General features: G+C 69.5%; 15 protein-coding genes, 1 tRNA gene and 3 pseudogenes. 3 read left to right on the top strand and 16 right to left on the bottom strand.

The features are described 5' to 3' along the window. Window positions 1-18: 18 nt before the first annotated feature. The 13 genes and pseudogenes from VS93_RS12525 to VS93_RS12470 form a co-directional block, all read right to left on the bottom strand. A complete protein-coding gene (locus tag VS93_RS12525; protein ID WP_046470126.1) occupies window positions 19-858 on the bottom strand; it encodes an L-threonylcarbamoyladenylate synthase in 840 nt (279 codons plus the stop codon). Then, window positions 855-1,748, bottom strand: coding sequence for a peptide chain release factor N(5)-glutamine methyltransferase (gene prmC, locus VS93_RS12520; RefSeq protein ID WP_046470125.1), 894 nt, complete (start codon window positions 1,746-1,748; stop codon window positions 855-857). The genes VS93_RS12525 and prmC overlap by 4 nt, the downstream gene beginning before the upstream one ends. Continuing rightward, window positions 1,745-2,812, bottom strand: a complete 1,068-nt coding sequence (prfA, locus tag VS93_RS12515) for a peptide chain release factor 1 (RefSeq protein WP_046470124.1) — start codon at window positions 2,810-2,812, stop codon at window positions 1,745-1,747. The genes prmC and prfA overlap by 4 nt, the downstream gene beginning before the upstream one ends. Window positions 2,813-2,935: 123 nt before the next feature. Then, on the bottom strand, window positions 2,936-3,145 hold the full coding sequence (gene rpmE, locus VS93_RS12510) for a 50S ribosomal protein L31 (RefSeq protein ID WP_046470123.1): 210 nt from the start codon (window positions 3,143-3,145) through the stop codon (window positions 2,936-2,938). 217 nt (window positions 3,146-3,362) lie between these two features. Then, on the bottom strand, window positions 3,363-4,634 hold the full coding sequence (locus VS93_RS12505) for a serine hydrolase domain-containing protein (RefSeq protein ID WP_046470122.1): 1,272 nt from the start codon (window positions 4,632-4,634) through the stop codon (window positions 3,363-3,365). A 417-nt stretch (window positions 4,635-5,051) separates the two neighbouring features. Further along, window positions 5,052-7,069 (bottom strand): annotated as a pseudogene (gene rho / locus VS93_RS12500) (transcription termination factor Rho). Window positions 7,070-7,477: 408 nt separating this feature from the next. Further along, window positions 7,478-8,485, bottom strand: coding sequence for a homoserine kinase (gene thrB, locus VS93_RS12495; RefSeq protein WP_173434304.1), 1,008 nt, complete (start codon window positions 8,483-8,485; stop codon window positions 7,478-7,480). A gap of 90 nt (window positions 8,486-8,575) precedes the next feature. After that, window positions 8,576-9,633 (bottom strand): annotated as a pseudogene (gene thrC, locus VS93_RS12490) (threonine synthase). Between the two features lie 277 nt (window positions 9,634-9,910). Continuing rightward, entirely contained in the window at window positions 9,911-11,209 is a 1,299-nt protein-coding gene (locus tag VS93_RS12485; RefSeq protein WP_046470121.1) for a homoserine dehydrogenase, read from the bottom strand. A 76-nt stretch (window positions 11,210-11,285) separates the two neighbouring features. Next, window positions 11,286-12,677 (bottom strand): diaminopimelate decarboxylase, encoded by a 1,392-nt coding sequence (gene lysA, locus VS93_RS12480; protein WP_046470120.1) that lies wholly within the window; start codon window positions 12,675-12,677, stop codon window positions 11,286-11,288. Window positions 12,678-12,869: 192 nt separating this feature from the next. Beyond that, entirely contained in the window at window positions 12,870-13,721 is an 852-nt protein-coding gene (locus VS93_RS12475; RefSeq protein ID WP_236700514.1) for a DALR anticodon-binding domain-containing protein, read from the bottom strand. Window positions 13,722-13,812: 91 nt separating this feature from the next. Next, window positions 13,813-14,115: pseudogene (locus tag VS93_RS31580) on the bottom strand (hypothetical protein); the annotation flags it as partial. 28 nt (window positions 14,116-14,143) lie between these two features. Further along, a complete protein-coding gene (locus tag VS93_RS12470) occupies window positions 14,144-14,557 on the bottom strand; it encodes a response regulator transcription factor (RefSeq protein WP_236700513.1) in 414 nt (137 codons plus the stop codon). Between the two features lie 108 nt (window positions 14,558-14,665). Here VS93_RS12470 and VS93_RS12465 point away from each other — a divergent pair. Beyond that, a tRNA-Arg gene (locus VS93_RS12465) sits at window positions 14,666-14,737 on the top strand. A gap of 189 nt (window positions 14,738-14,926) precedes the next feature. Here VS93_RS12465 and VS93_RS12460 read toward each other — a convergent pair. Both VS93_RS12460 and VS93_RS12455 read right to left on the bottom strand, forming a co-directional pair. Continuing rightward, window positions 14,927-15,139, bottom strand: a complete 213-nt coding sequence (locus VS93_RS12460) for a hypothetical protein (RefSeq protein ID WP_052745718.1) — start codon at window positions 15,137-15,139, stop codon at window positions 14,927-14,929. Window positions 15,140-15,161: 22 nt separating this feature from the next. Further along, window positions 15,162-16,541 carry an FAD-binding oxidoreductase gene (locus tag VS93_RS12455; protein WP_046470119.1) on the bottom strand — a complete coding sequence of 460 codons (1,380 nt, stop codon included), beginning with the start codon at window positions 16,539-16,541 and terminating at the stop codon, window positions 15,162-15,164. Window positions 16,542-17,096: 555 nt separating this feature from the next. Between VS93_RS12455 and VS93_RS26970 the strand changes: the two genes are divergently transcribed. Together VS93_RS26970 and VS93_RS12445 are read left to right on the top strand one after the other, a co-directional pair. Continuing rightward, entirely contained in the window at window positions 17,097-18,011 is a 915-nt protein-coding gene (locus VS93_RS26970) for a Hint domain-containing protein (RefSeq protein WP_162231677.1), read from the top strand. 39 nt (window positions 18,012-18,050) lie between these two features. After that, entirely contained in the window at window positions 18,051-18,389 is a 339-nt protein-coding gene (locus VS93_RS12445; RefSeq protein WP_046470118.1) for an apurinic/apyrimidinic endonuclease family protein, read from the top strand. A 144-nt stretch (window positions 18,390-18,533) separates the two neighbouring features. Here the strand turns inward: VS93_RS12445 and VS93_RS29760 are convergent. Next, the coding region (locus tag VS93_RS29760; protein WP_046470117.1) for a hypothetical protein at window positions 18,534-19,015 on the bottom strand (482 nt) is incomplete at its 5' end.

Below are 19,015 nucleotides of genomic sequence, written 5' to 3'. Positions count from 1 at the left end.
GGCTCCGCCAACGGGCCCTCACTCACGGGAGGGGTCCCCTGCGCGCCCTGCCGCTTCCTCGGTCTCCCCAGCATCGCCCGCCGCGTTCTCCGTCGCCCGGTCCTGCGTTTCACCGGGCGGCGGTGCCTCCTCGGCGCTTTCGCCCTCCCCCTCGGCCTCACCGGGCTCCTTGGCGCTCTCAGCGCCGCCGTCCGGTCCCGAGGCGCGGCGCTTCGTCTCGCCGAGCACCGTCCCGCAGACGGCGCGCAGCCGCTCGATCGGGATGGCGCCGGTGCGCAGTACCCGCGGAACGGCATACGTCAGGTCGACGATCGTAGAGGGGACATCGTCCTGACACGGACCGCCGTCGAGGTAGACCGAGACCGACTCCCCCAGCTGCTCGGCGGCCTCCTCGGCGGTCGTGGCGGCCGGCCGCCCCGAGACGTTGGCGCTGCTCACCGCCATAGGACCGACCTCCTTGAGCAGTTCAAGGGCGAGGGGGTGCATCGGCATGCGCACCGCCGCGGTTCCCTTGGTGTCGCCGAGGTCCCAGGAGAGGCTCGGCGTCGCCGCGCAGACGATGGTCAGCGGACCGGGCCAGAACTCGTCGATCAGATCCCGGCCGTACCGGCCGAAGTCCTCTATCAGCGCCTGGGCGGCACGCACCGAGCCGACCAGCACCGGCGGCGGCATGTCGCGCCCGCGCCCCTTGGTCTTGAGCAACCCGGCGACGGCGGCGGGACTGAAGGCGTCGGCCCCGATGCCGTAGACGGTATCGGTCGGCAGCACCACCAACTCGCCGCGGCGGACCGCGGAGGCGGCGTCGGCGATGCCGTCCTTGCGGCGCGTGTCGTCAGCGCAGTCGTAGCTGCGGCTCACGTACGCTCACCCCTCTCGTAGTGTCCCGAAGGCCAATCGTCGGCCCTGCGCATGACCACGAAGCGGTCCCGGTGGGCCAGATCCTTGCGGTTGCGGACATCGCGCCACCCGGCTTCCTCGGGGAACAGAGGCGGGATGTCGATCCCCTGGCCGTCTCCGTGCTCGACCGCCATCGCGCCGCTGGGGCGCAGCAGCCGCCGCCCGACCCGCTCCAGTTCGCGGATCATGTTCAGGCCGTCCCTGCCGGCCCACAGCGCCGGCGCGGGATCGTGGTAGCGCACTTCGGGCGGGATCTGGGCGGCATCGGCGGTGGGGACGTAGGGCGGGTTGGTGATCAGCAGGTCGACGCGGCCGTCCAGCTCGGTCAGCGCCGTCCGCATGTCCGCCTGGCGCGCGGTGACGCGATCGCCGTGCACACTGGCGTCGATGTTGCGCTTGGCCCAGATCAGCGCCTCGGGATCGCTCTCGACCGCGTGCACGCGGGAGCGGGGGACCTCCTGAGCGATGGAGATCGCGATGGCGCCCGAGCCGGTGCCCAGGTCCACGACGAGCGGGTCGGCGACGTCCATGGCGCGCAGCGTGTCGATGGCCCAGCCGACCATGATCTCGGTCTCGGGGCGCGGCACGAACACGCCCGGGCCGATCTGGAGTTCCAGGTAGCGGAAGTAGGCACGGCCGGTGATGTGCTGCAGGGGCTCCCGAGCGGCGCGCCGGGCCACGCACTCCCAGTAGAGGGCGTCGAAGTCGGCATCGGCGACATTGTGCAGCTCTCCTCGACGAACGCCGTGCACGAACGCCGCGAGCTCCTCGGCGTCGGTGCGAGGCGAGGGGACGCCCGCTTCGGCCAGCCGCAGCGTGGCCCGGGCGACCTCGTCGAGCAGGAAGTTCATGACTGGGCCTGCTCCAGCCTTTCCTTGGTGTCGGCGTCGATGAGCGCCTGCAGAACGGCGCCCAGGTCACCTTCCAGAACCTGATCGAGGTTATACGCCTTGTAACCGACGCGGTGGTCGGAGATCCGGTTCTCCGGGAAATTGTAGGTACGCACCCGCTCGGACCGGTCGACGGTGCGGACCTGGCTCTTGCGCTCGGCCTCGGCCTCGGCGTCGGCGTTCGCCTGCGCCTCGGCGAACAGCCGGGCGCGCAGGATCCGCATGGCCTGCTCCTTGTTCTGCAGCTGGCTCTTCTCGTTCTGGCACGAGACGACGATGCCGGAGGGCATATGTGTGATGCGCACAGCGGAGTCGGTGGTGTTGACGCTCTGCCCGCCGGGACCGGAGGAGCGGTAGACGTCGATCCGCAGGTCGTTCTCGTGGATCTCCACCTCGACCTCCTCTGCCTCGGGCACCACCAGGACGCCCGCGGCCGAGGTGTGGATCCGCCCCTGCGACTCGGTCACCGGGACGCGCTGCACCCGGTGCACACCGCCCTCGAACTTGAGCTGCGGCCACACGCCCTGACCGGGTTCCGGGGTCCCCTTGTTCTTGAAGGCGATCGTGATGTCCTTGTAACCGCCCAGGTCGGATTCCGTGGAGTGGATGATCTCGGTCTTCCAGCCCTGGCGTTCGGCGTAGCGCAGGTACATGCGGACCAGGTCGCCGGCGAACAGGGCCGACTCCTCGCCGCCCTCGCCCGCCTTGACCTCCAGGATGACGTTCTTCTCATCGGCGGGGTCACGCGGGATGAGGAGGTAGCGCAGCCGCTCGGTGAGCTGTTCCCTCTCCACGGCGAGCTGCTTGGCCTCCTCCGCGAAAGCGGAGTCCTCACTGGAGAGTTCCTTGGCGGCCTCCAGATCGCTCTCGACCTGCTGGAGCTGCCGGTACGCCGCGATGATCGGGGTGAGCTGGGAGTACCTGCGGCCGAGCCGACGGGCCCGGTTCTGCTCGGCATGCACGTCGGGATCCGCGAGCTGCTGCTCCAGCTCGTAGTACTCGCCCAGGAGATCGTCCAACTTCACGTTCCGCCCGCCCCCATCGAAAGCAACCTCGCCGCCGCATGCGGCACGTCGAACCTACTGCTACGGCGCCGGTCGCGTATGCCGTGGGGCACACGCGGGCCGGCGCCGCTGCTTACGAAGACGCTACTTGCGCTTGCCGAACCGCTTCTCGAAGCGGGCGACCCGGCCCCCGGTGTCCAGGATCTTCTGCTTCCCTGTGTAGAACGGGTGGCAGGCCGAGCAGACGTCGGCGCGGATCACGCCGGTCTCGGCGGTGCTCCGCGTGGTGAAGCTGTTCCCGCAGGTGCAGGTCACCTGGGTCATGACGTAGTCGGGGTGGATGTCGGCTTTCACGTGGCTCTCCTCGCTAAGGCGGTCGCCGGGCGCATGTCGGTGGAGGGAGCGCGCAACTCGTCCCCGCGTTCGCGGAGGTCGGAGTGACATGCGCGAACCGGTCCCGCAGCGGTCGGTGTGCGCGGGATGACTCCCGCGCCGGCAGGGCGGCTCCTCATCCCCAGTCTGCCAGACCTTCAACCAAGAACCGACCAGCGCGTATTCCCCGCGGCGTCGCTCAGCCGCTGTCCTCGCCGCGTCCCGTGCCCTCGACCGGCTCGCTGGGGTAGTCGGTGGGCGTGGGGTCGGGCTCCTCCGGCGCGTCCGGCGGGCACAGGGCGGTCTCGATGGTCTCCCACGCGGGCGGGTCGGGGTCCTGGACGTAGCGCGCCTGGAACATGGTGAAGTGCCGGTCCTTGTCGTCGTGCACCGTCCAGGTGCGGTACCCCGGGATGTTGCCCGAGTGCATCCAGACGTCCAGTTCGCACGACAGCGTGTACTGCCGGGGGCCCAGCGCGTAGCCGACCCCGCCGCCGTTGATCCCCTGGACGGTCAGCATCTCGCCGAGCATTTCGGCGTCGAGGATCTCTCCCCCGAGCAGCGCCTCCCAGAACCGGTTGATGTCGCTGACGGTGGAGACGATCTGGGCCGTTCCGTACCAGCGCGTCGGGTTGAACTCGGTGATGTCGCTCGGCTCGGGGTCCGCCCCGGCGTAGGGACGTTCGGCCACGTAGGCCCGCATCACGGGCGAGGGCATCTCCGGGGACGCGGGGATCGAGGTTTCACTGAGCTCCAGCGGCGTGATGATGCGGTCGGCGATCTCTTCGGTGTAGGGGCGGCCGGTGACCTCCTCGATGATCATCGCCGCCAGCACGTAGTTCGTGTTGGAGTAGTCCACGTCCGCCCCCGGTTCGAAGTCCGGCCCCTCCTCGTTGGCCACCTCGACCAGCTCTTCGGGCTTCCAGACCCGCTTGGGGTCGTTCCGCACAGCGGGCATGGCCTTGTTGTAGCTGAACACCCCGCTGGTATGGCTCAGCAGCATGCGCAGGGTGATGTCCTCACCGCCGTCGAGCACACCGGGCAGCACCTCCTCGACGGTGTCACTCAGCCGAACCTCCCCCTCCGCGACCAGCTGCAGCATGACCGCGGCGACGAAGGGTTTGGACAGGCTCGCGATCCGGAAGTGCGCCCCGGGATCGACGGGAACCCGCGTCTGGCGGTCGGCGATACCGGCCACGCCGTTCCACCTGTCCCTACCGCTCTCGTTGGCCTCGACCAGTTCGGCGACAGCGCCGCTGGCCCCTTCCTCGACGACCTTGTTCAGCGCCTTCTGCAGCTCGATGCGCTCCTCAGCGGAGATCCGGGGCGGTTCGGGGGGCGGTTCCGCCTGCGATGCGGCGGCGTCTCCGTCGGAGTCGTCCGCTCCCTGCGGCCACGCCTGCACCACGACCGCCGTCGCTGCGGTTGCGACCGCCACTCCGAGGAGGGCGGCCCATCGTTTCTTCCACATCGGGAGAAATCGAAGCATGAAAACAGAGGTTTCGCGAATAAGCACTGCAAACTGGGGTATGGCTCACGTTTCCGCCCACAGAGGGGGGATGGCGCACGCGACAGAGAGCGGTCTGGACAGCGCGGAGGGCGAGCCCTGTCGTATGTCCGGCCCACCGGGGACAGCCAACCGGCCGGGCCCTGGGAACCGCCGACAGCGCCCTCTCAGGGGCGCCGGGAGGCGCAAATGGTGCGGCCCTCCCTGCACGGAAGGGCCGCACACCGAACCATAGACGCTTCCACGCCATCTTGACCAGGGGTTGACCAGGTCAATCCGGTAACGGCCGGATTTTCCCGCGTATAACGGCGAGCGGGAGTCCGGAGACGGAAAGGCCCTCCGCGTGCAGAGGGCCTTCCGGAGCCGGGCGGGCGCGAACGGTCAGTTGTCGTTCGGTCCCACCGTGGTCTTCTGCACCTGCATCAGGAACTCGGGGTTGCTCTTGGTGTCCTTCATCTTCTCCAGGAGCAGTTCCAGCGCCTGCTGGGTGTCGAGAGCGTGCAGCACGCGGCGGAGCTTCCAGATGATGTTGAGCTCCTCGCCCGACATCAGGATCTCCTCCTTGCGTGTGCTGGAGGCGTCGACGTCGACAGCGGGGAAGACCCGCTTGTCGGCGAGCTGCCGGTTGAGCTTCAGCTCCATGTTGCCGGTGCCCTTGAACTCCTCGAAGATCACCTCGTCCATGCGCGAGCCGGTCTCGACCAGCGCAGTGGCGAGGATCGTCAGGGAGCCGCCGTTCTCGATGTTGCGGGCCGCCCCGAAGAACCGCTTCGGCGGGTACAGCGCGGTCGAGTCGACACCGCCGGAGAGGATGCGTCCGCTCGCCGGCGCGGCGAGGTTGTAGGCCCGCCCCAGCCGGGTGATGGAGTCGAGCAGCACGACGACGTCGATGCCCATCTCCACGAGCCGCTTCGCACGCTCGATGGCGAGCTCGGCGACCGTGGTGTGGTCTTCCGCCGGCCGGTCGAAGGTGGAATTGATGACCTCCCCCTTGACCGTGCGCTGCATGTCGGTGACCTCTTCGGGCCGCTCATCGACGAGGACGACCATGAGGTGGCACTCGGGGTTGTTCTCGGTGATGGCGTTGGCGATCGACTGCAGCACCATCGTCTTACCGGCCTTCGGCGGCGAGACGATCAGGCCGCGCTGCCCCTTGCCGATCGGAGCGACGAGGTCGATGATGCGCGTGGTCAGGATGCCGGGATCGGTCTCCAGCCGCAGCCGCTCCTGCGGGTACAGCGGCACCAGCTTGGAGAACTCCGGACGACTGCGCGCCTGGTCGGGCGCCATGCCGTTGATGGTGTCGAGCCGCACGAGCGCGTTGAACTTCTCGCGGCGCTCACCTTCGCGTGGCTGGCGAACGGCACCGGTGATGGCATCACCCTTGCGCAGCCCGTTCTTGCGGACCTGAGCCAGCGAAACGTAGACGTCGTTGGCACCGGCAGGTAGCCGGTGGTGCGCACGAACGCGTAGTTGTCGAGGATGTCCAGGATGCCGGCGACGGGCAGGAGGACGTCGTCCTCGTTGATCACCGGCTCGTTGTCCTGCTGGCGGTCGCGTCCGCGCCGGTCGCGCCGGTCGCGCCGACGTCCGCGGCGGCGCCCGCCGCCATCGTCGTCGCCGCGCCCACCCTGCTGGCCGCCGTCCTGGGACTGCGTTTCGGCGGTGGCGTTGGCGTCCTCGCGGTTCCCGCGATTGCGCCGGTTTCGCTGGCGTTCCCGCCCGCCGCCCTGGCCGGATTGACCGCCCTGGCCGTTCTGGGACTCGGAGCCACTCTTCTGGGGGGTATTGGATGTCTTGGTCACACTGCTCGCGGTGGTAGAGGAATCAGTGCCGTCCGACGGCCTGTTCTGGTCGCCGGAGTCGTCCCCTCGCTTGCGGGACGATCGGCGGCTACGAGCGGGCTTTTCCGGACGCTCGGCCTGCACCGGCGCCTTCTCGCCCTTCGCAGCGGTGCCGGCCACGGCCTCGTCCTGCTCCGCTTCACCGTCCTTGGCTCTGTTGGCGTCTGTGTCTGTGGCCTGCTGGCTGGAACTGCGGGTGGCGACCGCGCCGTCGGTGTCGCCGACCTTACCCTCTTCGGCTGGCCTCTCGGAGCCCTTCGAGGATTTCGTTCCCTGCGGGGCGTCCACGGGACCGCCCTGTTTGGCTTCGATGGCGGCGATGATGTCGTTTTTGCGCATCCGCCCCGTACCCGTGATACCGAGGCTCGACGCCAATCGCTGCAGCTCGGTCAGCTTCAACGCCGACAGCCCGGTTCCTCCGGAGCGGCGCCTCGACCGCGTGGACGCGTTCGTGTCAGCTGAGGAGGCCGGGTCGCCGGCTTCCGCACCGGATACGACTGACTTCTGCTGCGCGCTGACCGCCGTGTCCGTGTGGAGTTCGGTGGTGTCGCTCACTAAGGGTCCTTCCCAAGGAGCGGGCTGCGGCCGTCATCATCTCTCGAACGGCCGGCCCGGTGGTGCGAACCGGCGGGGGCCGGGTCGGGCTTGCCCCATGTGGTACCAGGAACCCTGGTCCCTACCCAATCGCGGCGGGCTCTGGGCACGACCAGATATAGGGGCGATGAGCTCGATAGTGCTGCCCGTGAACCGTCCTCCCGCTCTCACGGAACGAGAAAGCGGTCTCGGTGGGGTAGGCGCAGCCACGGGCGCGCCGCGAACTCGACACAGTGGCAACCGTGCACAGCGCTCGCATGGAGAACACCACTAACGCGAAGGGCGCGGAAAACACTGTGGCGGATGAGCACGCGCCCCGCAATGGGGCATCTGATGCTTCACCCAGCCTAACATCACCGGAGCCCACAGCTATTCCTCGACACAGGTCCATAAACGGGGAGAACTGATCCGTACCCCTGCCGGATCGATTGTTATGGGGCGTATGTGCCATCCCTTACCCGCCCGCTCACGTATTGAATCCGCCTGATCCCCGTTGATTCGCCCGGGATCCCCCTCCGGCGGAGGGTTCTCATCGCGTTCCGCGAGCTCAGGCGCGTTCCCGAGCACCAGGACCGTTGGGCCCGCACCCGAGATGACCGCGGGCAGACCATCCTGTTCACGTAACTCGCGGGCCAGCGCCGCGCTGGCCGGCATGGCCGGTCCCCGGTAGGCCTCGTGCAACCGGTCGACCGTGGCGTCCAACAGCAGTTCGGGATGGCCGGTAACGGCCGCGACCAGGAGTGCGGCACGTCCGGCGGTGAACGCGGCGGCCCCGTGCGGCACCGAGTCCGGCAGCAGTCCGCGCGCCTGCTCTGTCGACAACCGCTCCTCGGGAATGCACACCACCGGGCGCAGCCGCGGCGACGGCGCGAGCGGCAGTGCGTGCCACGCCTCCGCCTCCCGCCAGGCGATGGTGAACCCGCCGTAGACACATGGTGCGACGTTGTCCGGGTGCCCCTCGATATCGGCGGCGAGCCGGAACACGCGGTCCCTGTCGATCCGTCCGCTGCCGACGCTCTCCTGCCCCAGGAGCACCAGGGCGGCACTCACGCCGGCGACGATCGCCGACGCCGAGGAGCCCAGCCCCCGCCCGTGGGGGATGCGGTTGCGGCAGCGCAGCTCCACCCCCGGCAACTGCTTCCCCATCGCCTCGAAGGTCGAGCGCATGGCCCGCACCACGAGGTGGGAACCGTCTCGCGGCACCTCGTCGGCGCCTTCGCCGTCGATCTCCACCATGACGCGGTCGTCGTCGCGCAGAGCGACCTCGGCCTCGTCGTACAACTCCAGTGCCAGCCCGAGCGCATCGAATCCGGGGCCGAGGTTGGCGCTGGTCGCGGGGGTGCGGACGTGCACCCCGGCGGGGCGCGGCTGGGACATGCGTTGACTCCGCGGGATCGGGAACAGGGAATGGTCGGGTCCTCGGCGTTCGGGCGGGAACCATCCCGCCCGGTTCACGGGCGGCGGGGCTCAGACGAGGCCGAGAGCGGTGGCCGCCGTATGGGCGTCCACGGGTACCGTAGTGGCCGCCGACGCTCCGGCCAGCGCCCAATCGGGGTCCTTGAGCCCGTTTCCGGTCACCGTGCACACCACGCGCCGGCCGCGCTCGATGTGCCCCTCAGCGACCGCCTGCAGCAGGCCGGCGACACTCGCGGCCGACCCCAGTTCGACGAAGACGCCCTCCTGCGCCGCGAGCATCCGGTAGGCCGCGAGGATCTGGCGGTCGGTCACCGAGGTGATGCTCCCGCCTGATTCGTCCCTGGCCTGCTCGGCCTGCGCCCAGGAGGCGGGGTTGCCGATCCGGATCGCAGTGGCGATGGTGCGCGGCTGGGCCACGGGAGCGCCGGTGACGATGGGGGCGGCGCCGCTGGCCTGGAAACCGAACATACGCGGGGTTCCGGTGGCGATGCCGTCCTTGGCGTACTCCTTGTAGCCCATCCAGTACGCGCTGATGTTCCCGGCGTTGCCGACCGGAAGGCAGTGCACGTCGGGCGCATCACCCAGCGCGTCGACGACCTCGAACGACGCTGTCTTCTGCCCCTGCAGCCGGTACGGGTTGACCGAGTTCACCAGCCCGACCGGGTAGTCCACGGACAGCTTCCGGGCGAGTTCCAGGCAGTCGTCGAAGTTCCCCTCGACCTGCAGCAGCTTGGCGCCGTGCACCAGGGCCTGGGCCAGCTTGCCCATGGCGATCTTGCCTGCGGGACGAGCACGGCGCAGGTCATACCCGCACGCACCGCGTAGGCCGCGGCGCTCGCGCTGGTGTTCCCGGTCGAGGCGCAGATAACGGCCTTGGCCCCTTCCTCGGCGGCCTTCGTGATGGCCATGGTCATGCCGCGGTCCTTGAAGGAGCCGGTGGGGTTGAGCCCTTCGACCTTGAGGAACACCTCACACCCTGTCAGTTCCGACACCTGCGTGGCGGGGAGCAGCGGGGTTCCGCCCTCGAGCAGGGTGACAACCGAGGTGTTCGCGGTGAGAGGCAGGCGGTCGCGATACTCCTCGACGACCCCTCGCCACGCCCGTGCCATGTTCACGACAGGGCCCTTTCGAGTGGGATGGACACGACTTCTACGAAATGGCCACGCAGACGCGGGCGGCGCGCTCGCCCGGAACGGCGCCGACGACGAAAGGCTGAACGACCGCCTTGCGCGGCCTTTCGCGATCACTGCCGAGTCTACGGCCACACCGGCACCGCCCGTGCCCGAACGCGACCATTCTTGCCCAGGTCGGAACCGGATTCCGGCCCCGACCGGGCGCAACACCGGAAGCGCGGGGAGGCGGGTGCCGCCCCCGCGCCGGGAGGCGTCAGCCGTCCTCGCCGAACGCCTCGACGCGCATGACGCTGGCCACCGAGCGGACCATGTCCAGAGCGCGCAACTGCTCGACGGTCGTAGCCAGCGCGGAGTCGGGTGCCTGGTGGGTCACCAGGACCAGCTGGGCGTCGTCGCCGTGCCCTTCCTGGCGGACGTTCTTGATCGACACGTGGTTGCCCGCGAACACATCGGCGACACGCGCGAGCACGCCCGGCCGGTCGGCGACGTCCAGCGCCACGTGGTAGCGGGTGATCGTCTGCCCCATCTCGTGCACGGGGAGCCCGGTGTCGTGCCCGCCCTCGCCCGCGTAGGTGGTGGCCAGCCGGTTGCGGGCGACCGCGACCAGATCACCGAGGACGGCGCTCGCGGTCGGCGTTCCGCCGGCGCCGGCACCGTAGAACATCAGCCGCCCGGCGGACTCGGCTTCCACGAACACCGCGTTGTATGCCTCGTTGACGGTGGCCAGTGGGTGCTCACGCGGAAGCATCACGGGATGCACCCGCACTCCGACCGAATCGCCCGCCTCGGAGCGCTGGCAGATGGCCAGCATCTTCACGACGCACCCCATGGCCTTGGCGCTGGCGATATCGCCCGCGGAGACGTCGGTGATGCCCTCGCGGTGCACGTCGGCCGCTGTGATGCGCTGGGTGTGGAACGCCAGCCGGGCCAGGATCGCGGCCTTGGCCGCGGCGTCGAACCCTTCGACATCGGCGGTCGGGTCGGCCTCGGCGTACCCGAGCGACTGCGCCTCCTCAAGCGACTCGGCGAAGCCCGCCCCCTGGCTGTCCATCCGGTCCAGGATGAAGTTGGTGGTGCCGTTGACGATACCGAGCACACGGTGCACGTGGTCGCCGGCGAGCGAGTCGCGCAGAGGGCGGAGCAGCGGGATCGCCCCCGCGACGGAGGCCTCGTAGTAGACGTCCACGCCGGTCTCGCGCGCGGCCGAGTGGATCGTGGCGCCGTCCTCGGCGAGCAGCGCCTTGTTCGCCGTGACCACCGATTTGCCGGACTTGACCGCGGCGAGGATCAGCGACCGTGCGGGCTCGATCCCACCGATGACCTCGACCACCAGGTCGATGTCGGGACGCGTCACCAGGCTCATGGCGTCGGTGGTGAACAGCTCCGGATCGATCCCCGTGCCGCGGGCGCGCCCGAGCCGGCGCACCGCGATCCCTCCGATCTCCAAGGAAGTTCCAATGCGCGCGGACAGCTCGGTCGACTGCTCGTTGATCAGCCGCACCGCTTCGGCGCCCACAACGCCGCACCCGAGCAGCGCCACCTTCATCGCCATAAGGGGGTGACTCCCACTTCTTTCGCGTCGTGTCGGTCCATGTCCTCGCGGTCCCGGGGGACCGGAGTCGGCGCAATCAGCCTACGTCGAGGCGGAGCAGATCCTCCTCGGTTTCCCTGCGCATCAGGGTGCGCGTTTCACCGGCACGCGCCGCGACCATGGCCGGACGCGGCAGGTGGTTGTAGTTGCTGGCCATGGAGTAGCAGTAAGCGCCGGTGGCGGCCACGGCCACCAGGTCGCCCGGTCGCAGGTCGGCGGGCAGGTAAAGGTCGTGCACGATGACGTCGCCGCTCTCGCAGTGCTTGCCGACGAGACGGGAGAGCATGGGCTCGGCGCCGCTCTCCCGCGACGCCAGGACGCAGGTGTACTCCGAGCCGTAGAGCGCGGTGCGGATGTTGTCGCTCATCCCGCCGTCGACACTGACGTACGTGCGGATCCCCTCGACGTCCTTGACCGTGCCGACCCGGTACAGGGTGACTCCGCACGGCCCGGCGACGGCGCGTCCCGGCTCGACGGCGACGCGCGGCATCGGCAGCCCGGCGGCCGCGCATTCGCGCCGCACGATACCGAGCAGCCCCTCGGCGATGCTCTTGGGCTCCAGCGGATCGTCGCTCGGCATGTAGGCGATCCCCAGGCCGCCGCCGAGGTCCAGCTCGGCCGGTGTAACGCCCAGATCGGTGTGGATGCGGGTGAGGAACCCGGTGACCCTGCGCGCCGCGACCTCGAAACCGGCGGTGTCGAAGATCTGCGAGCCGATGTGGGAGTGCAGGCCGGCGAGGTTGACGTGGTCGGCGGTCAGGATCCGGCGGACCGCCTCCATCGCGGCCCCCGTGCTCATGGCGAAGCCGAACTTCTGGTCGTCGTGGGCGGTGGCCACGAACTCGTGCGTGTGCGCCTCGACTCCGGTGGTGACGCGGACCAGGGCCTCGGCGACGACGCCGCGTTCGGCCGCCAGCCGCTCCAAACGCTCGATCTCGTCGAACGAGTCGACGATGATCCGCCCGACCCCGACATCGAGCGCGCGCGCCAGTTCGGCCTCGGACTTGTTGTTGCCGTGCAATCCGATCCGCTCCGGCGGGAACCCGGCGGCCAGCGCGACCGCGAGCTCCCCTCCACTGCAGACGTCGAGCTTGAGGCCTTCCTCGTGCACCCACCGCGCGACGGCCTTGGTCAGCAGTGCCTTGCCCGCGTAGTAGACGTCCGCTTCGGCGTCGCTGAAGGCGTTGCGGAAGTCGCGGGCCCGGGCGCGGAAGTCCTCCTCGTCCAGGACGAACAGGGGCGTCCCGTACTCGGCGGCGAGGCTCTCCGCCCCGATTCCGCCGATCGTGACCTCGCCGCTGACGCGCCGGGCCGTGCTCGGCCAGACCCGGGGGGCGAGTTCGAGCACGTCACGAGGCGGGCGCGGCGGGTTCTCCTCGGGCAGCACCTCGGCGTGGCGGGGTCCGGCGGGATGGGCGTAACGGCTCATGGGCTGGCACTCTCGGCTGTGTCGTCGGGTGTTCCGTCGGCGGCGCGCCGCTCTGGAAGCGTGCCGCGCGCCGGACGCGGAGACACCCTGGATCGGTCGGAAGGCGGTCTGGTCGTTCGGGGCATCCCGTTGTACCCGGAGTACGGAAACGAGGCGTCGGGCTTGCCGGGGAAGGGCCCCGGTCCGGAGCGTCTAGAGCCTTGTGGGCGCGGACACACCGAGCAGGGACAGCCCCGTTCTGAGGACCCCCGCCACAGCGGCACACAGTTCGAGCCGCGCGGAGGTGGCCTCCCTGCGCGCGGCATCGGCCGCCGGAACGGCTTCCTCCATGACGGCGCAGGACTCCTGCCATTCATGGTATGCAGCGGCGAGACCTTCCAGGTAGCGCACCAGAATATGGGGTTGGCGACGTCCAGCGGCGGTCGAGAGCACACTGGGTCCGTCGAAGAGCGCGCCGATGACCGCGGCGGCCCGCGGCTCGTCCAGGGCCGCCACAGCGTTGTCCGCGAGCTCCCCGGTGGGACGGGGCGAGACGAGCCCGCTGTCGCGCACCCACACCCCGGTACTGACCGCATGAGCGTGCGCGTAGCGGACGACGAACGCGGGATTGGCGTCGGTGTGCCGCGCCCAGTTGCCCGGCTCCTCCGCTGTGGGCAGGGCGGGCAGCCCCTGGCCGGTCCACTCGCCCGCGCGCGGGTGCTCGGGAACGGACCTGCAGAACGCGATCCGCGCGCTCGCCTCACCGGTCGCGGCGAGCAGCCGCGCCGCACCGCCTTCCCCAAGGGGGCCGTCCAGGTAGGGGTCGCGCCACGTCACCTCGTCCGCCGGATCCGTCGGTCCCGGCACGGGCGGCGGCACCCCGGAGTCGCGCGGATCCGGGAGCGCGGCGACCTCCCTCCTCCCCAGCAGCGCGTCCACCCCGCCGGCGGCCAGCACCATTCTGCGCCGGGCGTCCCCGCGGGCGCGCTCCCGCGCCCGCGGGACCGTCTCGGCCGCGTGCAACGGGGACAGCGCCCACGCGGCCGCGGCGCGCCCCCTCCGCATCAGGAGGCGGCAGGCGCCCCCCGGCCAGGTAGTCCGCACCGCGGGCGGCGCGGACCAGCGACACACGGGCGCGCGGGGCCAGAGTGAGGTTGACGAACCCGCCCCCCGCCGCAACGGCGTCCACCACGTGCGGGCTCGATCGGAGTTCCGCCGCAATGTCCGCCGCCAGCTCCGCCGCCGGGACGCCGAGCGGGCCGGCGAGGCGCATCGGGAGCGCGCTGGCGTAGGCCCCCGGGGCGTCCTTCGGCGGGCGCCGCGGCTCCGCGGCGGGAACACTTTCCAGGGCGGCCCCGGTTACGGCCGCCGCGGCGGAGCGCAGCAGGTCGTCCAGCAGCCACGGTGTCGCACCGCGCTCCACCGGCCGCCTGGGCCCTCCCCCGTTGTCCCCACGCATGGTCTTCCCGTTCCCCTTGCCCCGCGGGTCACCCCCCGTCCCTCCACCCCCCTGGCTCGGCTCCGTCGATCCCGGCGAGCTCACGCACCACCCGGATCAGCTCGGTCGGATCGAAGGGTTTGGTCACGTAGGCGTCCACGCCGATGTCGCTCCCGCGTTTGACGTCGTCCCCCTGCGCCCGCGCAGTGATGAGCACGACCTTCACCCGCCGGGTCTCCTCGTCGTCCCGCAGCCGGATCGCGGCGCCCCAACCGTCCAGCCGCGGCATCATGACATCGAGCGTGACCACGTCCGGCGCGACCTCGCTCACGCGTTCCAGGCACTCCTGGCCGTCGACAGCAGTGTGCACCTCGAACCCTTCCAGCTGCAGGTTGACGGCGATCAGCTGCCGGATCACCTCATCGTCGTCGACCACCAGTACCCGTGCCAGCGCTTCACCCACGGGCGCGAGACTAACCCCCGGACCGCTCCCGGCGCTCGGGGTTCGCCGAACCTCACCGGATATTGTGCGTGCCACCCCTGGACCCCTGCTAAAGTGAATGACGCAAGCGCCCCCTTAGCTCAGGGGATAGAGCAACGGCCTCCGGAGCCGTGTGCGGAGGTTCGAATCCTCCAGGGGGCACCGCTTCAGGAGCACCGAAAACCCCGGTCGGCCAGGCACGACGCCGGTCACGGGGTTTTCTTGTGTGCGCAGCCGTGCGCCACCGGAAGCGGCCGGTCGCGGGGTTTCCCGGGATATACGCGGAATGGGACGCCGCCTCGTCTTCCCAGGTCACCATGGAAAAAGCCCCGGCCGAAACCGGGGCTCACGTTACTTCGACCCGTCATCCATCCGCCCGGACCAGCGGTCGTCGTCACCGTCCAGGCGGTGCGCATAGACCCGGTACGGCACCTCCACACCGCGCCCCGCCCACTCGGCGATCTGCATCGCCGGCCCCCCGGAGTTGAGTCGGTAGGTCACCCCGGCGTGCCGGAAGTCATAGGGCCGCTTCAGCAGCGGCCCTTCACGCTCCTCCGGAGTCAACCGGCCGGACGCGCCCGACCGGTCAAGAGACCCCGATGTTCTGGTTCACCCGGAACAGGTTGGTCGGGTCGTAGGCGCGCTTGACGGCGACGAGGCGCGAGTAGTTGGCGCCGTAGGTGGCCCGGAGGCGGTCGTCGCCCTCATCCATCATGAAGTTCACGTAGGCGCCTCCCATGGTGTACGGGTGCACGGCTTCCCAGTATTCCCGGGCCCAGCTGGTGATCGCGGGTGCCTTGGACGGGTCGGGGTCGATGCCGTCGATGACCATGGACCAGGTGGCGTCGCGGTAGCTCCACGCCGTCTCCCCCTGGCCGACGCGGTGCACCGCCCCGTCGATCGGATACAGGTGCATGAGCGACAGTTCGCTCGGTTTGCGCGCCGCGTGCTCGATGTGGGCGTCGATGGCCTCGTCGGGCAGCTCCTTGACGAAGTCGCCCTTCCAGTACCACTGGAGTCCTGAAGGCAGGAGCGGATCGAACAGGCTCTGCATCGCCGGGTAGGGCATGGTCGTGACACCGTCGAGGAGCGGTGCGGGCAGGTCGGTACGGATCGGCCTCATCGCCGCTTCCGCTTCCTCGGCCGGCCCGTTGTAGCAGGAGATCAGGGCGCAGACCTTCCTCCCCCACAGCTCCTCCGGGAACGGCGCCGTCGACGGGACCGTCTTCAGGCCCAGGAACGGGCACAGCTCCTCGGGAGCCTCCGGGAGGAAGTCGCGGTACCACCGCATCACTCGGCGGGCGTCCTGGAAGTCCCAGAAGATCGGCCCACCGTAGACCATGCTCACGGGGTGGGCCCGGTAGCGGAAGCTGGTGACGACCCCGAAGTTGCCGCCGCCGCCGCGCAGGGCCCAGAACAGGTCCTCGTGCCGGGTCTCGCTGGCCGTGACGAAGCTGCCGTCCGCCAGCACGACGTCGGCTTCGAGGAGGTTGTCGATCGTCAGACCGTACTTGCGCGTGAGGTACCCGTGGCCGCCGCCCAGCGTGAGCCCGGCGATCCCGGTCGTCGAGACGATCCCGGCCGGAAACGCCAGTCCGAACGCGTGGGCGGCGTGGTCCACGTCGCCCTGCTTGCATCCGGCCTCCACCCGCACGGTCGCGCTGTCCGGGTCGACGCGCACCCCGTTCATCGCCGACAGGTCGATGACCAGACCGTCATCGCAACTGCCGAACCCAGGCCCGTTGTGGCCCCCGCCCCGGACGGCGATGAGCAGGCCCTGTTCCCGGCCGTAGTCGACGGCCCTGATGACGTCGGCGACATCCGCGCAGCGGGCGATCATTCGCGGCCGCTTGTCGATCATGCCGTTGTAGAGCCGCCGGGCGCTCTCGTACTCCTTGTCAGCGCGGTCGATGAGCTCGCCGCGCAGTGATTCTGCAAGCTCTCTGTCTGTCGTCTGGATCGTCATGCGTCCCCCCTCCTCCTCAGCGACACGCCGGGAGGCCGGGCAGAGCCGGCTCACGGGCGGCCCCACCCCCGCAGCGTTCCGCTGCCGTTCCCCAGTCGAGCTCACCGGCGGGCGGCCCGACCACTCGTTCCTCGTTGACCGCGAATCATGTCCTGCGTGCTCGCCGGTTCAGGTGCGCGCGGCAAAAGTCCGGCCCCGGCACCGTGCCCCGATACAGGTGGTCGACGGCACACCGGCAGGTGTCTACGCGTCGTGACTCGCCGGCGCTGAACGTCCCTTCGTCCGGGCCCAGTGTCCTTGGCTACGGCTCAGCTGCGGCACGGTGGGACATTTCCCGACCCTCCACCGGTACAATTCCCACACGGGACGGAACCCGCGTCGCGTCAAGGCTTTCAAGGTATGCAGGGCGGCGCGCAGAGGCGAAAGTCTCCTTTCACCCGGGCCATAGGCCGCCCGCTGGTGCCACGCCGGTGATCACACTGTCCTCGTCCCCTATGCGGTCCACGCAGCGCGGCGGCCTGGCACGGTCATCGACATCTGCGCCACCTCCGGCACGTGGCCGCCGAATCGCGGAAGGATGCTCAGTGTGAGCGAACTGATCATCGTGCGGCCCGGGGAAACCTCGGCGGAGGCGACAAGAGTCTGCTGGAGCACACCGGCGACTTCTTCGGCGGGGTGTGGGACGGCGCCTCCGGTGATGTCGAGGGGCTCCTCGACACCTTCACCAGCAATCTCATCGACACCCTCACCGAGACCTGGCGGGGCGTCAAGGAAGACCCGCTGTCCCTGCTCATCAGCAAGGACGCGCGTGAGGCCTGGCCCAACGGCGACTACGGCACGGCCTTTGGGCGGGGGACCTGGGACATCGGCTCCTGGTTCATCCCCGGCGCCGGCTGGGCGGCCAAGGCCGGCAAACTCGGCAAGCCTGACAAGCCCAGAAACGACTCCGACACCCACCAGGCCGACGGTCCCGACGATACGAAGAAAGACCGGGCGGGTTGTACCCGCAGTAGTTTCCTACCGGGCACACCGGTCCTGTTGGCGAACGGCTCGACCACCCCGATCCAGGATGTCGAGCAGGGCGATGAGGTTCTCGCGTTCAACCCGCTGACCGGCCAAGAGGGCCCGCGCGAGGTCACCGGCACCGGCGAGAAGACCCTGGTCGACATCACCGTGGATGACGGGCGAGGCGGAACCGGCACTCTCACCGCCACCGCCGAACACCCCTTCTGGGCCCCCGAACCCGCCGGGTGGGTCGAGGCCGCCGCCCTGGAGCCCGGCACCCGGCTGCGTACCTCCACCGGCACCTGGACCCAGGCCACCGCGGTCGAGACACAACTACGCAGAGAACTCGGCGAGCCTCAGGTAAGAAACACCCCGAAAGGTAAGATTGAATTTTTGGACCCAGAAGAAGGAAGATCAACTATCGTGAATTCAGCACCTCCGGCGGGACCGGAGACCCGACGATAGATTTCGCTAATTTTGACCCAGACCTGAAGAGACTGCACGTTGAGTAGCGATCAATCCGACAAGGAATTCTCCGAGCGGTACAAGGAAGAGTACCGTTACCTGCTCGAATACGCCAGAGTCGATTGGGTTATCTTCTACGTAGTCCACGGTCAGGCCGTCGCTGCCGCCGGAAAGTGCGCCTCAGAGGAACAGCAGACGAATGTGATGATCAGCCTGATCAGCGACCTCTATGACGCAGGGGTCAGATCAATAGATCTACTTCCCACCGACCACCCTCCGTATGCGGTCTGGAATCTCAACAAAGAGGACACCCTCCAAAGAATAAGACAAGAATTCGAAGATCTTGAGGAAGAATGCGACATGGTTGATATCTGCTAGTTCACTCTTCCTGGTAAAAATCAGGATCCGTCAACTGGAACCGCATGATCCAGGTGCCAAAACTTCGCCTTTCATCCGCTTAGCGGAAGAAAGCCCGTCCTCCACGCGGTGCCGCAGGCGCCGAGTGCCCCTGCCGCGAGGGCCTCACCGCAGTTCCCGCGGGCGGTTCCTCGGTGGAGCGCTCATCGACATCCGGATCACCGCGGGCAGCTCGTCGAGTTCGAGGGCGTCGCGCAAGGTCGCCGCCTCCTCCCGCCGGACCCGCCGCCACACGGACTCGGCGTCGGCGTCGGCATCCAGGGTGAGGTCGAGGAACACACTCGGCTCGCGCCGCGATCCCGTGAGGCGGACGCGCGCCCGGCGCACCTCCGGGTACCCGCCGATTCCGTCCTCCAACACGTTGCGCACCGCCGCGGCGGGCATCTCGGTGATCCCCTGCGCCCTCTCGTCCTCCATGCGCAGCCGCCCCACGGTGTCGCTCCGCCCCTGGACCGCGAGCCAGCGCAGCGCCACCACGGCAACGATGACGGCGAGCACCGCACCGGCGTAGGGCACCCACGGCTGCCCGAGCCAGTCGGCCGCGGCCCCGCCGACCAGCGGGGAGCCCGCGACCCCCGGCGCCGAAC

Source organism: Allosalinactinospora lopnorensis (genome assembly GCF_000981225.1).
Lineage (GTDB): Bacteria > Actinomycetota > Actinomycetes > Streptosporangiales > Streptosporangiaceae > Allosalinactinospora > Allosalinactinospora lopnorensis.
This window is presented reverse-complemented; position numbering and strand designations above follow the sequence as displayed.

Coding starts and splice junctions, on each gene's coding strand:
- prmC (WP_046470125.1), bottom strand. CDS start 1,748: ATGAACTTCCTGCTCGACGAGGTCGCCCGGGCCACGCTGCGGCTGGCC.
- VS93_RS12505 (WP_046470122.1), bottom strand. CDS start 4,634: ATGTGGAAGAAACGATGGGCCGCCCTCCTCGGAGTGGCGGTCGCAACC.
- thrB (WP_173434304.1), bottom strand. CDS start 8,485: ATGTCCCAGCCGCGCCCCGCCGGGGTGCACGTCCGCACCCCCGCGACC.
- VS93_RS12485 (WP_046470121.1), bottom strand. CDS start 11,209: ATGGCGATGAAGGTGGCGCTGCTCGGGTGCGGCGTTGTGGGCGCCGAA.
- lysA (WP_046470120.1), bottom strand. CDS start 12,677: ATGAGCCGTTACGCCCATCCCGCCGGACCCCGCCACGCCGAGGTGCTG.
- VS93_RS12475 (WP_236700514.1), bottom strand. CDS start 13,721: ATGCGGAGGGGGCGCGCCGCGGCCGCGTGGGCGCTGTCCCCGTTGCAC.
- VS93_RS12455 (WP_046470119.1), bottom strand. CDS start 16,541: ATGACGATCCAGACGACAGACAGAGAGCTTGCAGAATCACTGCGCGGC.